The sequence below is a fragment of the Bacteroides sp. MSSM.1001136sp1_RTP21357st2_D2_RTP21359_211015 genome (genome assembly GCF_040913205.1).
Classification (GTDB): Bacteria; Bacteroidota; Bacteroidia; order Bacteroidales; family Bacteroidaceae; genus Bacteroides; species Bacteroides ovatus.
Genome location: NZ_JBDFVF010000002.1, coordinates 301,226 through 316,909, shown reverse-complemented (window position 1 = coordinate 316,909; position 15,684 = coordinate 301,226). Strand labels below are relative to the sequence as shown.

General features: G+C 42.9%; 6 protein-coding genes. 2 read left to right on the top strand and 4 right to left on the bottom strand.

The features are described 5' to 3' along the window. Positions 1–7: 7 nt before the first annotated feature. Genes AB5217_RS02980 through AB5217_RS02965 form a run of 4 tightly spaced genes read right to left on the bottom strand, consistent with a single transcriptional unit; the run spans position 8 to position 8,074 of the window. A complete protein-coding gene (locus AB5217_RS02980; RefSeq protein WP_004324055.1) occupies positions 8–1,372 on the bottom strand; it encodes a glucoamylase family protein in 1,365 nt (454 codons plus the stop codon). Between the two features lie 28 nt (positions 1,373–1,400). Further along, entirely contained in the window at positions 1,401–3,509 is a 2,109-nt protein-coding gene (locus AB5217_RS02975) for a family 43 glycosylhydrolase (protein ID WP_032845581.1), read from the bottom strand. Between the two features lie 23 nt (positions 3,510–3,532). Further along, positions 3,533–4,999 carry a RagB/SusD family nutrient uptake outer membrane protein gene (locus AB5217_RS02970; protein ID WP_032845580.1) on the bottom strand — a complete coding sequence of 489 codons (1,467 nt, stop codon included), beginning with the start codon at positions 4,997–4,999 and terminating at the stop codon, positions 3,533–3,535. A 45-nt stretch (positions 5,000–5,044) separates the two neighbouring features. Further along, on the bottom strand, positions 5,045–8,074 hold the full coding sequence (locus tag AB5217_RS02965) for a SusC/RagA family TonB-linked outer membrane protein (RefSeq protein WP_032845579.1): 3,030 nt from the start codon (positions 8,072–8,074) through the stop codon (positions 5,045–5,047). A gap of 332 nt (positions 8,075–8,406) precedes the next feature. On the opposite strand from AB5217_RS02965, the gene AB5217_RS02960 reads away from it, so the two are divergent. Then, positions 8,407–11,178: a hypothetical protein gene (locus AB5217_RS02960; RefSeq protein ID WP_347020514.1), complete on the top strand. Its 2,772-nt coding sequence runs from the start codon at positions 8,407–8,409 to the stop codon at positions 11,176–11,178. Between the two features lie 96 nt (positions 11,179–11,274). Continuing rightward, positions 11,275–15,237, top strand: coding sequence for a two-component regulator propeller domain-containing protein (locus AB5217_RS02955; RefSeq protein WP_032845577.1), 3,963 nt, complete (start codon positions 11,275–11,277; stop codon positions 15,235–15,237). Positions 15,238–15,684: the final 447 nt, after the last annotated feature.

The window sequence follows — 15,684 nt, the reverse complement described above, 5'->3', positions numbered from 1 at the left end:
TCTGTTTTTATTCGGCTGTTGTAGAAGTGAAACCTAGCTTTTTCAGTCCGTCCTGAATTTCCGGACAACTCATAAATAACCGCCAAAGTAGTCCTGTACGGTGGTTCTCTATCATTGGCGCAATCGTACACTGGTCGATGGCGAGATAATGCGGAACAGTCCACTTTTCGTTCGGTGAGAATGCATCGTAAAATCCATATTTCCCCCAAATCCACGATCCTTGTTTATAGAAACCTTTCAAGGCGGCCATCGACTCTTCCGGTGTGTAAGGGAAAGAGGATAAAGCGGCAGTAGGAGTTATCACACCGAGATCATTGTCGGGCATGTGGGCTGAATAGCCATTTATGGAGTAACTCGCTGTAAGTCCCCAGCAATCAGGCCCATATCCTTTGTAGCCTTTCGGATTAGTGACACAATATTGATAATCACTCATCGCATGATTGCGTACCACATTCCAGTAGTTGGCATATTGATCGGTCAAGTTACGCGGGTCGAGGCCGATGTAAGAGTAGTGTGCCCAGAATAAGGGACCGCCTTTCTCTTCTGCGCCATTATGCTTCAGTTCGAGCGGGTAACCGTAAGGTTTGGAAGCGCTTTTGATGCCACCGCTACGCGCCCACCCTTCATGGTAACAGGCTGCCGGAACGGAATGTGTAGGGGATGAGGCTGCAAGGATATAGGTAATCAGACATTCATTATAGCCTTCGAGCGGGAAGTTCATTTCCCAGCCATAGTTAGGAGACCAATGCCAGTATAATACATTCTGGTCGCCGTTGCGATACCAGTCGAATTCCATCCCGTGCCACAGTTCGTCTATTTTAGCTGCCAGTGCTTTTTCTTTCTCGTTGCCATCCTTTACGTATTGCCGTACACACAGCAGACTTTGCATAAGGAAGCTACTTTCTACCAGGTCGCCACCGTCATCTTTTGTTCCGAACGGTTTCACTTTGCCCGTAGGACCATGGAGCCAATGCGGCCACACTCCATGAAAACGATCGGCTTTTGCCAGATAGTCTACAATCTTTGTCAACCGGGCTACACCTTCTTCCCGGTTGATAAAGTTTCGTTCGATAGCCACCAACAAGCCGGCAATTCCAAATCCGCTACCTCCAATCGTAATTACATCCTGGTCCTGTTGTGGATAAACGTTATCAAGATGTATACGTTCGCAGGCCAGTCCGGAAGTCTTTTCCGCACCTTCCCACATATAGTTGAAATGCGTCTTTTGAATATAGTCGAGTAGTTCATCGTCGTTCGCAAATGCCTCGGGACGATCAGGCTCCGCATCGGTCACTGTCTTGTTCTTTTGTGTACATGCGCATACCACTACGAGTAGAGTAATAAATATGCCGGTTCTTGTCCATTCCATCATCATATAAAGTATTTCTTCTGATTAATAATTATTGTTTCACGACTTTCGACAACGCCGACCGTCCCGATTCATTCAAAGCTTCAATGGCAAAGTAGTAAGTCGTACCAAGGTCAAGTCCCCGGAAGTCATAATGATCCGCACCGTTCACGGTGATGCAGTTATATAGCTTTTCGGGAGCAATGCCATAATAAATATTATAGCCGTAGGCATCGGATGAAGGATTCCACGAAATCATCGCATTGCGCTTATCCTGTTTGTCACGTGCTACCTTGAAGTTTCGTACAGGCAGAGGTTTCTCTCCATCAGCAAAACCAAACACCCGGAATTCCGAAAGGCAAAAGTTGCCGGATGGAACATGAATGTTTTCCAGTTTCAGATAACGGGCATCCAGCGTCTCACCCAATTCGATATAGTCATGAGGTACATCTTTATCGTTATCACTTTTATCTACCGCCAGTGTCCAGTCTGTCCCGTTATCACTGGAGTAGATACGATATTGATAGTATAAATCGTTTGCACGATTATGCTGCACACTTTTATGGTCATAGTAGTTGAGTTGGATCGCCTTGATGTGTTTCATGGCGCCAAGATCAATTTCTATCCACTCACCCGGTTCCCCGGTTTTAGCAGCCCAATACGTACGCATATTTTCATCGGTAAGATTGGAAGAGGAATAGATGCTGTCGGTACTGGATACTTTTACCGGTTTCTCATAAGAAAGGAGCATCCAGCCGGTAAACCGGTCAACCGGATTTTTAATATCGTAGTCAGCATTCCAGCAAGGATAATCGCCGAATGCTGTGGTAGAGTACATCACTCCATCCGGATCGAATGCCGTAGGATATAATCCGATACGCCTTTCAAACTTATATTTGAGAGATAACATACAGGTACCCACATGCCAGTAATTCCCTTTCAAATCTTGAAAAGTGCCACTGTGTCCTACTCCCTGTACAAATCCGCCGGGCTTATAGCTCATCGGATTATGCTGCTGGTAAGTGAACGGCCCCAATGGCGAATCGCTGACATATACCCCGTCGGCATATACCTTGAACTCCGTTCCCGGAGCACCGTACTGAAAATAATATTTTCCGTTATGCTTCGTCATATAAGCCCCTTCGGTAAACGGACGCAACGTTACTTCATCATCATTATTCATGCCAAACCGTTCCCAGCCATGTTCTTCCGGACGAAGCATCATGATATCATAAATCTTACTGACCGGACGAAAATCATCACGACTGACCTGTACGCCTTTAAGAGGGTACTCATTACTCGAACCGTAATAAAGATAGAGTTTACCGTCATCATCCAAAAACAAGCAAGGGTCCCATGAAGGTAACGTATTACGTTCGATAGCACGCTTGAAACGCCCGGATTTGGGAGATGTGCTATACCATACGGGCAATCCTTCATAAGTAGAACCGGTATAGAACAACGTATCTCCGCTTACAAATGCTGCCGGAGCGCACATATCGTCATCCGTAGGACGACGCTGGAAAGAGGCCGGAGCAAATTCCCAGTCACTTAGATTCTTCGAATAATGGAAGCCTCCTTGGTTCGTGGAAAACAGGAAATACTCATCTTTATAAGTTAATCCCATCGGATCGGCAGAAGATCTGAACGATCCGTTAGACTGAACATTGTTGTTATAAGGTTCATAGTTATAACTAATATTCATAGGATTACAATAGGTACGAGTGACAGGATGCGCAGGGTCATACCACCTTGTAGCTTGAGCAGGCTGACGCTGCACAGACTTATGCTTCCCTGATTGCATAACGATTTTCACTTGCCGGTCGTCAACAGCACGTTTTACATTGGCAAAAGATTTTCCCGGATAATAGGCATAAAGATGCACATCGTTATCAGTAGCCTTCAACGTATAACGGCCTTCTATGTTCGTGTTACAATGAACCGGACTCGAGAAAAATATAACGGTAGCCCCTTCAAGCGGATTACCCTGTTCATCTACAACCGTTCCGGTTATTTCGTATTGATTTACTACCGGGATATAGTAGTCACTTACCTGTCCTTTTACTACTTTTATAGAATCTTCCGGTGGTAGTGCGTTCCCTGCCAAGGCAGAGAACGCTATCCCAGAACTTAGTAATATCTTTTTTACTATTCCTGTCATTTCCTAATTTTATTTAGACATAATTACTCGTCAATCGGTTCGTTCGTCAGACTTGGGATATTAGATACCTGATCGAAAGGAAGCGGATAATAGGTTTTATCTTCAGTCCATCCTTTGGAACCAAGCACAGAAGCAGCCTTACCGGTACGAATCAAGTCGTTGTAACGCTCTCCCCACTCACAAACAAGTTCCATACGGCGTTCATCAAGGATTTGGTCTACTGTCGCATTATCAATCTCGGACATCTTGGCGCGGTCACGCACAAGCTTCAACGGTGCATCACCATCCTTACCCAAACGTACCTTAGCTTCTGCATTCATCAATAGTACATCTGCGTAACGGAATATACGTACATTGTTATTTGCACCATATTTAGTACGACCTGGTGTCAACTGATCTGTCGGAGTATAGGCTTTTCCATTCCAGCAATCTGTTTGAGTAGAGTTCTGCAATTCACGAATCACATCACCGCTTGGAGTAGTTGTACCAGCCAATAGGAACGAAGTCGTAGCACGGATAGTCTCACCACGAGCCGCTGCCCAATCACGGAAATCTTTATATATACCGATAAATCCCCAGCCTGAAATATTTCCGTCGTTCGCCGGTCCTTGGAATACAAACCAGTTATCAGCATCTACCATATCACCTGACCCAAGACCAAAGTCAGTACACTGACATTCGAATAACGATTCATCACAAACCTTACCCGGAATCTTGAATAAATTATAGTAATCATCATAAAGCTTAAATTTCTTGCTACCGATAATATCATCTGTCAATGTTTCAACTTCTCCATAATTACCCTGATTCAGATGTATCTTTGCTGCAAGCATCTCTGCCGAGAAAGCAGTGACAGCACCATAATGAGCCATTTCATTCGGACGTAATCTCGGAGTATGGTCCATCGTATACTGTAGATCTTCAAGAACATATTTATATACAGCATTGATCGTTGAACGGGTCATGTCGGTTTGAGTATTACTACGCAAAATAGTTACCGGACCAAAAGCCTGTACAAGTCGGTAATAGGCATAAGCACGAAGGAACCTCACTTCACCACAGTAAGAGCGGTAATTAGTCATATCATCGTCCGACGTGATATTTTCTGCGTAGGAATCCAGCGATTCAAGAGCAGCATTGGCCACTTTTATGATACCATAATACTGATTCCACATCTCGTTGAGTCCCCAGAAAGAACTGTCGTAGTTGTAGTTACCCATATCAATAAGGGTTGCCTGGTCATCTATACGTCCGGACCAAACATCATCATCACGCACGACAGACAATGGCCATATCACCCAGTGCATACCACCTGTTCTAACTTTAGCATATACTCCGGAAACCGCTTGATACATATTCTCAATTTGAGTAAAGTCTACATTCTCTTCCGGAACCTTATTTTCGGGCTCTTTATCAAGATAATCACATGATGTATTGCATAACATTAATGCTGGCAACGCATATATTAAGATATTCTTTAGTATTCTCATTTTCTTGTTCTTTTGTTAGATTAAAATTAATTTTTCCATTCCGGCTTAGAAATCAATCTGGATTCCAAAGCTATAAGTAGATGTCAAAGGATAAACTTCTGTATCCCATCCTTCAGCATCGCTCAACTCCGGAGTGAATGAATTCGCCTTAAATGTCGTGAACGGACGGTCTGCCGTCAGTGAGAAACGGATACCCGGCAATGTGTAATTTCCCATCTTGATATTACGCAAACTATAACCGAGAGTTATGTTCTGAATACGGAAGAAATCCGCACTTTCTACAAAATAAGAGTTCACTCTTTGGTCAGATACATTCCAGCCCTTTACCAATGCTGCAGCAGACGGATGCGAGTTAGTAGAACCCGGTCCGGTCCAACGATTCTCATACTGTGCTTTATCAAAGTTATAATTAGACTGTGCATAACGCAAAGCACGTTTACGGTTGTATATCTGTCCACCTGTTTGACCATACGTAGTCAATTCAAAATCCAGATTCTTCCAGTTCAAACCAAGATTAATGCCGTATGTAAAATTAGGTATGTAAGAGCCAAGTACTTGGCGGTCATCACCATCAATCACGTTATCACCGTTTACATCTTCATACTTGAAGTCACCCGGTACAAGATTGTTGGCTACGGCAATCGGATCTTCCGCACATTCTTCCAAAGTCTGATAAACTCCTACAACCTTATATCCATAGTATGAATTCATTTCTTTGCCTACCATATTAATGGTCTTTCCTCCCTTGATAGAGCTCAATCCTCCAAGGTCTTTCACCTTATTCTTCAAATATGAAAGGTTCACTCCCAAATTATATTTGAAGTCTCTTCCGATATTATCATTCCAGTTAAGTGATAAATCAAAACCCGAATTCAGAATCTTACCATAGTTTCCGGCAAGTACGTCATTGCTGAACGGTAAACGCGGAGATATAACAGCTCTTTTTGTCAGGCGATAGAAATAGTCCAAATCTACATTCAAACGGTTCTTAAAAGTAGAGAAGTTCAAACCGACGTTTGTTTCATCTACCAGCTCCCACTTCAAATAACTGAAATAAGTTGTATTTTGATAGCCTGGGAAAGTAGAGTTTCCAAATACACCGGATGCAGAATTACCTGTGGTAATTGAAGCAAAACCGTCACTTGCAGCTACGTGGTCATTACCCAAACGTCCCCAGCTGGCACGCAGTTTCAGGTAATCGAAGAACTTTTGATCTTTCATAAAATCTTCTTCACTGATAACCCATGCAGCACCAACGGATGGGAAATATCCCCAATGTTCCTGATATTTGGAAGAACCGTCCGCACGCATAGTGAATGTCAACAGATATTTCCCTGCATAGTCATAACTTAAACGGGTGAAATAAGACTGACCGCGATAGCAGTAACCATCATCTCCAAGAGTTACACCTTCAGCATTTCCCTGACTCAAATAAAGCCATTCGTCCTTTCCTTCTGGTACATTATTAGCTTTTCCCCACATATATCTGTACTGTTGTTGCCGCATAGAGTAACCCAACATGGCTCCAAAGTTATGTTTTCCCCACTGATTATTATAGGTCAATATATTATCCCAAATGTAATTGTAATAGTTCGTATCTTTCTTTGTCAATTCTGAAACGGCCTGTTGTTGCCAGCTACTTACATAGTAGGGAGCTATATATTCACGACCACGAATGGCTGAATAATCATAACTATAACTCGTTCTGAAATTTAACTTCTCCGGCAAGAGTTGGAACTGTGCATAGAAGTTAGTCAATACCTGATAGTTCTCATTTTGTGAATCATAATAGTTGGCTGTTGCCACAGGATTGTAGAAGTTAGCAGTGAAACCAACTGCATCAGGTGATGCATACTTGTCGGGGAAAGTATTGTCATTTGCCGGATCATAAACCGGATAAATGCCCGGAGCATTAAATGCCTGCTGCCAAGCTTTATTTTGTGGCAACACTTGGGTAGAGTTACTAAATACACCATTGAAACCGACCTTCAGCCAGTTGGTTGCTTCATAATCGAGTGCTGCACGGAAATTGAGACGTTTATAGTTATTCTCTACATCCATTACACCATCCTGATACAAATAACTCATACCTACGGAATAAGTGCTTTTCTCTGTTCCACCACTAATTCCCAAACTGTGGTTAGTGATAAGCGCACTCCGCAGTAACTCCTTATACCAGTCTGTGTCTGAATCGAATTTCCAGTTATGAAAATCCGGATCGGAATAGTCACCGCCGAATTTATCAATAGAGGCCTTCATGGTAGATACATATGCATCATAATTAGCTTCGAGAAGCATAGTAGAATACTCTTGAGAGTTAGCCATTTCTAAAACGTTTGTAGCTTTCTGTACACCTATATATCCGTTATAGGTAATTTTAGCTTTCTGATTACGTTGGCCTTTTTTGGTAGTGATAATAACAACACCATTAGCGGCACGCACACCATAAATGGCAGCAGCCGAAGCATCCTTCAACACGGACATATCCTGAATGTCATTACTATTGAGGAAATTGATATCATCATAGAACATACCGTCTACAACATAAAGAGGCGAACTGTTGGAAAATGATCCTTTACCACGAATAGCTACCTTCGGCCCTTCTCCCGGAGTACCGCTATTGGTAACGTTTACTCCGGCCACTTTCCCTTGCATAGCAGCCATAGGTGAAGAGGCGGGAGTAGAAAGTAACGCTTCCCCCTTGACTACCGTAATGGGAGAAGTCAAGTCCTTGGCTTTGGCTGAACCGTAACCGATCACGACCACTTCTTCCAGCTTCTGAACATCATCTTTTAATTGAACATTGATTACATTCTTCCCTTTTACAGCAATTTCTTGAGGTATCATTCCTATATAAGAGAAGGTAATAATAGCATCTTCGGGAACGTTTTCCAAAGTATAGTTACCATTAAGGTCCGAGATAGTACCAGTATAGGTACCTTTTACATGAGCAGACGCACCAATGATCGGTTCACTAAAGGAATCAACAATAGTACCTCTGATTGTTTTGTTTTGAGCAAGCAGTGTCTGTAAACACAACACTGCAACTACAAGAAAAGTAATCTTTCTCTTCATTTTTTTACGTATTAGTTGATAATAAGGTTGCTAAAAAATCGATGCAACAAAGGAATGGAGTTTTTAAAATTCTTGCAAAATAACGCATACTACGCTACTACTTTTATGCTGTACAACACTACGTTTTTAGTACGTTTATCGCTTGTAGACACTTATTTTGGCATGTTTTTTCGCTGATTTGGGATTTTTTAATTATTTGATATTATATTTGAAATTATTTTCCATCACTATAATAGAGAGAGTATTCTATGAGACGCACTGATTTTATCTATTTATTATTTATTTTCATAGGAGGATGTTTATCCCCAGTAATAAGTCATGCATCTACATTTATGCCCATTGTGACCAACTATACAGCCAAAGACTACCAAGCGGGATTACAAAACTGGGCTTTAGCTCAAGGAAAGAACGGAGAGATGTACATTGGAAATAATACAGGACTATTATGTTTCGATGGCTATACGTGGAGTAAATATCAAATGCCCGGTAATCAGCTTGTGCGATCCATACTCATTGATGGTGACCGTATTTATGTGGGAACATACGAGGATTTCGGCTATTTCAGCCGCAACTCTCTTGGTATACTTGAATACACTTCCTTATGGAGCCAACTCAAGAATATCGAAACACACAATGATGAAATATGGAATATACTCAAAATAGGTGAATGCATTTATTTCCAATCATTCAGTTCTTGGTTTAAATATGACGGAAAGAAAGTAACCGCACACTATAACTCTCAACATTTGCCATTGTATTTTCATAAAGCGCATGGACAAATCTATGTACAGATGGTCAACGGTGATTTTTATCTTCTGGAAAATGATGAATATAAACTATTGATTAAACGTAAAGCATTAAAAGATGACTCTGTGGTTGCGGTCATTCCCACAGCAGGAGGAAAAATGATTCTATGTACCGAGTGGAACGGACTTTTTGACTATGACGGAAAGACACTTTCTCCCCACCCTACCGCTATCGATCAGGAATTAAAAAGTCAGCAGATGAATCGTGCCGTAATGATTCCATCAGATTCGACAATCGTACTCGGAACGATCCGTAATGGTATTTATGCCATTGACAAAGAAGGAAAAGAGAAGTGGCATTATGATATGGAAAATCGTTTATATAACAATTCTGTATTACGGCTTTTCTGTGATCGGGATAATAATGTATGGGCGGCACTTGATATCGGCATTGCATTAATCCATACCGGTTCTCCCTATTCCATTCTGATACCTGACCGCAATTCACAGTCATTCGGAATGGTATATGGGGTCAATGCATTTAATAATAGTCTATATATTGCTACTAACCAGTCTGCCTGGTTGTACTCTTTTGCCGACCAAACAATTGTTCCTATCCAGGGTACCGAAGGACAGAACTGGCATATCAGTACATTTGATTCACAAATTCTGCTGGGAAACAATTTCGGAACTAAAATTATAACGGGAACTGTAGCCAGTAACATCCCTGAAACAGAAACTAGTAGCACGTGTCTGCGCAAATGTATAATTAATGGGCAGGAAGTTCTCATTGAGTCGTCTTATTATAACCTCCGAGTCTATCGTAAATATAATGGTAAATGGAGTTTTTCTCATTCCATTGATGGCTTCTGGAATCCGGTACGCCAGTTCGAGGTCGATCATAGTGGAAATATATGGGCTGCACATATGAGTCTCGGTATCTACAGGATAGAGCTTTCAAGGGATTTAAAAAAGGTGGAAAAGTGCACGTATATCAAATCATTGTCAGACGAAGAGAATAATGCAAGCCTAATGCATGTTATGAAGATACGTGGAAGAGTGGTATTGTCGGACAGCAAAAGAACGTATACTTATGATGATATTAACCAACGTATCATACCTTTCGTACAACTTAACTCCATTCTCAAAAATGGGATTAATATGGCTATACCGGTAGATGATAACCTCTATTGGCTTACCGACTATCGTGGATACACCCTGATAAGATATGATAATGACAATTTCAGGATGGAACGCTTCATCCCTTCCTCTTTTTTCGGACTTGAATGCAATGAAAACAATAATAATGTATATGTAAACAATAACATTACTTATTTCTGTCTCAACAATGGTATAGGGCGTTTGGATATGAATCTGAAAAAAGACACTTTGCTGCAAAGGAATTCTTTACTCATTAGAAAAGCTACTTCTTTGTCGCAGGATTATCAATTGCATCTAATGCCTGTATCTGCCAAAAAGAAAGACAACAAGAAAATATGGGGGGATATAACTTTCCATTTGTCTTATCCTAATTTTAACTGCGAACCGCTCCGTTTTTGCTATCATCTCACGGGAAGTAGCTTGGACCTGATGTCAGAATCAGCCGATCCGGTAGTCACATTTGGTAGCTTAGGGTATGGAGATTATCATTTTACGGCTTCAGTGAAAAATGTCGATGGTCAGGTACTTAGTTCCGTAGAATATTATTTCAATAAACCACGCCCATTTTATCTGTCCATATATGCTTGGATAATATATGTGCTTCTTGCGAGTGTAATAGTATACTTCTACTCTCGTTGGCATGCTGCCAAAATGCTAAGAAAACGTAATAGGGAGTTTGAAAAAGAGAAAATGAAACAGGACTTCAAGATGTTGGAGCAGGAACATATCATTGCGCAACAACGCGAACAATTACTTGAAGCAGAATTACAGGTCAAAAGTAAGGAATTAGCCAGCCTGGCTCTCGATGCCGTAGTCCAGCGTAAAGCAGTTGAAAGCTTGAAAGAGGTTATGTCTGAACAAGAGCATAAAGGAATTATCAATCAACATGATATAGACACCATACTGAAGCAGATTAACGGAAACCTGAATGAGGAGGAATTCTGGGATATTTACCACAAGAATTTTGATATGATCCATAAGAATTTCTTCCGTAACCTGCGTAAACAATATCCCAGTCTCACAGCCAGTGACTTGAGATTTTGTGCACTGTTACGGCTAAATCTATCGACCAAAGATATTGCGCAGTTCACCAATCTTACTATTCGTGGGGTAGAAACAGCCCGTTATCGAATAAGAAAGAAACTTGCCATTCCCGGAAATATTAATCTTGTTGATTTTCTAATTGACTTTACATAGAAACATTTACTGAATATTCCTTCTAATTTCACACCCCTATTCTGTTGGGATTTTCTAAAGAAACTTTATCTTTGTAATGTCAACAATTAAAAGAATATGGTTCGTTTTAATCTTGTTATCACCTTACTACTAATGATAAGCATAGCTGTCAAAGCCGAACTGACCAACCGGATGTTCGATGTCAGGCATGTAGGCTATGCAGAAGGCCTTAGTAGCCAACGCGTTTTTTCGATTGTCGAGGATGGAGACGGTGCTATGTGGATTGCTACAAAAACCGGAATAGACAGATACAACGGTCATACGGTAAAGAACTATGATTTGCCGGGCAGTTTCTATTATGGTGATCTTGCCGGACGCAGGCTTTACTTATTGTACGACGCACAACAAGGACTGTTCGCCTACGACCACACCGGACGAATCTACCGATATTCCACCATCCTGGATCATTTTGAACAAGTCCTCCACCTGGGACAATTGATTCAGGAAGAAGTCATCTTGAACAAACTCTGTTTGGATAGTGACGGAACCTGGTGGATGGGAGCGGATAAAGGACTATACAAGCAAGAAGCAGACCATCGTATAGTTGCCGTGCTGAAAGGACAATATGTCAACGACATCGCATTTGCCGGCGAGTCGCTTTTTGTGGGCACTTCTAACGGAGTCTGGCAACTGTCACACGCCCTGCCGGATAAGAAACGCCAGCTGCTGGAAGGGTGGAATGTACAAACATTGTTCTGCGACAAACCGAAAAAAGAACTCTGGATAGGCACATTTGGCAGCGGTTTGTCTGTGATGAACCTCGACACTTCCAAAGTGCTTGCGCTGGAGGGACAAGGGAGCACGTTCCTTCATCCGATACGGGCAATTACAGACTATGATGTACATACCATACTCATAGGCGTGGACGGTGGCGGTGTGTATGCGATAGACAAGGACACCAAGAAAGCCCGTTTACTGATGAATACCAGAGATGACACAGATACTTATCTGCGCGGAAACGGCGTATATGCCGTAACCAGAGACGACCAGGGCAACATCTGGATAGGTAGTTATACGGGAGGCGTATCCGTGGCTATCCTGCTGAAACATCCCATTTCGATATTAGCACACGAAAAGGGAAATACCCATTCTCTCATCAGCAACAACGTAAATGATATCGAAGAAAACCCGGATGGCAACCAATGGTTCGCTACCGATGATGGAATCAGCATCCGAAACACCCTGTCAGGCACTTGGAAACACGTGCTGAAAGAAATCGTAACCATTTCTCTTTGCACATCCGGAAATGGGAACGTATGGGTAGGAACGTACGGAGACGGAGTGTATCTACTGGATAACAACGGACGCGTGTTACGCCATCTCACCAAGCAACAAGGGCAATTGACCACCAATTATATTTTCTCCGTCAGACAAGACATGGAGGGAGACTTATGGATAGGAGGTCTGGACGGATGCCTGATCATGTTTGAAAAAGAAAAAGGCAGCAGACGGTCTTTCGACGTGAATTGGGTACAGTCCATCGAACCTATCGACCGAAACCGGGTAGCGGTGGCTACGGTCAACGGTTTTTTCCTAGTGGACAAACATACAGGGAATATACAGCACTATGCCAATTCCCAAGAATTTCACAATCAGAATGTCAGTGCCTATATCATCTCTATGCTGTTCAATGACGACGGAACCGTGTGGCTGGGAACCGAAGGGGGAGGATTGAATCTATATGACATGAAAAACCGGACGGTAAAGACTTTCACTGTTCAAGAGGGATTGCCGTCCAACGATATATATAGTTTGCAGCGGGACGACAAGAAACGCTTGTGGGTCAGCACCGGAAAAGGAATTGCCTTGATAGACAGCCTGCGCGTGTCAAACCTCAACTATGCAGGCAATATAGACAAGGAATATAACAAATCCTCATTTGCCCGGTTGATGAACGGCGAGTTCGTGTATGGCAGCACGGATGGCGCTGTCTTTATCATGCCACTCGACATCTCAACCGTAGACTACTGGACGCTCCTGCGTTTCACTGGGCTGACAGTTGATTATCAAAACGCCCAGGAAGAAGAATCGTTGAGACCCGCCATCCATGATATGCTTGCCGACCGTGCGGTACGGCTCGGCTATAAATACAACTCGTTTACCGTTTCTTTTGAATCTATCAACTATCGTTTCCAGCGCGATATTGTCTATCAGCATATTTTAGAGGGGTATGACAATGACTGGAGCAAACCGTCTGCCGAGGGCAAGGCATCCTACACCAAGGTATCGCCGGGCACTTATCTTTTTAAGGTGCGCAGCCTGCGGCGCAGCGACGGAAAGACTATCTCCGAAAGCACCTTAGAAGTGAAAGTGAGCCAACCATGGTGGAACTCGTGGTGGGCTTGGACTATTTACCTATTTATAATAGGCTTCGTTTTCTATTTCATCCTGCGCTATAAGAGCAACCAGCTCCAAAAGAAATACGACGAAGACAAAATACGTTTCTTCATCGACACGGCACACGACATTCGCACGCCGGTGACGCTTATCATGGCACCTCTGGAGGATTTGAACCGGGAACAGGATCTCTCGGACAAAGCCCGTTATTACCTGAATCTGGCCCATGAAAGTACCCGGAAACTCCATTCGCTCATCACACAGTTGCTCGAATTTGAAAAGGTAGACGCCCACAAACCATCCTCTTCATCGGTTCCGCTTTGTCTGAATGAAGTTTTGCTGAAAGAAGTCTCCGTCTTCCGGTCTTTTTGCGAGAAGAAGCAGTTGACACTGAATCTGACCCAACCCGACGAATCCGTTTTCGTTTCGGCCGACAAACACCTGATAGAGATGTTACTCGACAATCTTCTTTCCAATGCCTGCAAATACACCATGCCCCAGGGAGAAATCAGTCTGGATTTGAAAGCCACGAAACGCAAAGCCATCCTTTCGTTGAAAGATAACGGAATAGGCATACCGAAGAAAGCGAAGAAGCATATCTTCTCCGATATTTACAGAGCCGAGAATGCCCGGCAGTCACAGGAAGAAGGAACCGGATTCGGACTGTTGCAGGTGCAACGCATTGTAAAGATGCTGCATGGAAAAATCACTTTCTGTTCCGAGGAGAGCAAGGGAACTACTTTCATCGTAACATTGCCGCGAACCACCACCGTAACCGAACCCGTGTCGCACGAATCATCCCTCGAACACCTTGCCGGCACATCGGATAATAACAGCCACGAAACGGACAAAATGAAAGATCCGGACGACCGGAATACATTGCTCATTGTAGAAGACCACGAAACTCTCCGTCACTACCTCCGCCAGACCTTTGAACACCTCTATCGGGTGATTGATGTTGCCGACGGACACGAAGCTATCGCCTGTCTTGCCAATGAATATCCGGACATCATCCTCTCCGACGTCATGATGCCCGGCATACGGGGTGACGAGCTTTGCAGAATGGTCAAGGAAAATCCTGACACATCGGGTATTCCCGTCGTTCTGCTGACGGCAAAGGCTAACCACGAAGCAATAGTGGAAGGATTGAAGAAAGGCGCGGATGATTACATCCCCAAACCATTCAGTACAGAGATACTGAAATTGAAAGTACAAGGATTGATTGACAATCGAAACAGGCAACGGCAGTTTTTCATGCGGCAAGCCATCGCTCAAGTAGAGGCGGGCGGCAAACGTGACGACAATGAAAGCAATGAAAGTATCGACAACAAAAACGTAACGACAGCAAGCGAAACAATGGCCGAGGGCGACCGCCGGTTTATCATGCAAGCTACCCGGTTTGTTCTTGAACATTTGGATGAACCCGATTTCAACATCAATCTCTTGTGCCATGAAATGGCAATGAGCCGGACACTATTCTACAGTCGCCTTAAATCACTGACGGGAAAAGGGCCGCAAGAGTTTATCCGTATCATCCGGCTACAAAAAGCTGCCGAACTGCTGAAAGAAGGTAAAAGCGTAACCGATGTCGCCGCCGAAACCGGATTTGTCAACACGAAGTATTTCAGTTCATTGTTCAAGAAACAATTCGGGATGCAGCCAAGTAAATATAGTGGGAAGTAGACAAGCATTCATGTTCGGTTTTGAATTAAAATTAGCTCGTTTCCGGTACAGTAATGAACTGTTTCAGCCTATTCTGACAAGGGTATATTCTCACTGCAATGAGAAAAAGTTCTCATTATAATGAGTATTTCTTCTCATACCTATGAGTATTTTTTCTCATAGTGATAAGTATACTTGAGAATGTTTACGGAAGTTTTTTTGAATTATAATTGTATGAGTTTACCTCATTTCCGTACCGTTCTTAATTAAATGGGAATTTAGCAGTTAGGCTGAAAGCCTTACAATTATATATTTATTGGAGTGCCCTGAAAGGGCTTAATTATATAGCGTAGGGCAACGCCCTACGTAAAAACGACAATCTGAATTTGCGCCCTGAAAGGGCATAATTGTATACAGTTCCGCCCTTTCAGGGCTTGTGGCTGGTGTGTTTTTTTTCGTAGGGCGTTG

Coding starts and splice junctions, on each gene's coding strand:
- AB5217_RS02960 (WP_347020514.1), top strand. CDS start 8,407: ATGCCCATTGTGACCAACTATACAGCCAAAGACTACCAAGCGGGATTA.
- AB5217_RS02970 (WP_032845580.1), bottom strand. CDS start 4,999: ATGAGAATACTAAAGAATATCTTAATATATGCGTTGCCAGCATTAATG.
- AB5217_RS02975 (WP_032845581.1), bottom strand. CDS start 3,509: ATGACAGGAATAGTAAAAAAGATATTACTAAGTTCTGGGATAGCGTTC.
- AB5217_RS02980 (WP_004324055.1), bottom strand. CDS start 1,372: ATGATGGAATGGACAAGAACCGGCATATTTATTACTCTACTCGTAGTG.
- AB5217_RS02965 (WP_032845579.1), bottom strand. CDS start 8,074: ATGAAGAGAAAGATTACTTTTCTTGTAGTTGCAGTGTTGTGTTTACAG.
- AB5217_RS02955 (WP_032845577.1), top strand. CDS start 11,275: ATGGTTCGTTTTAATCTTGTTATCACCTTACTACTAATGATAAGCATA.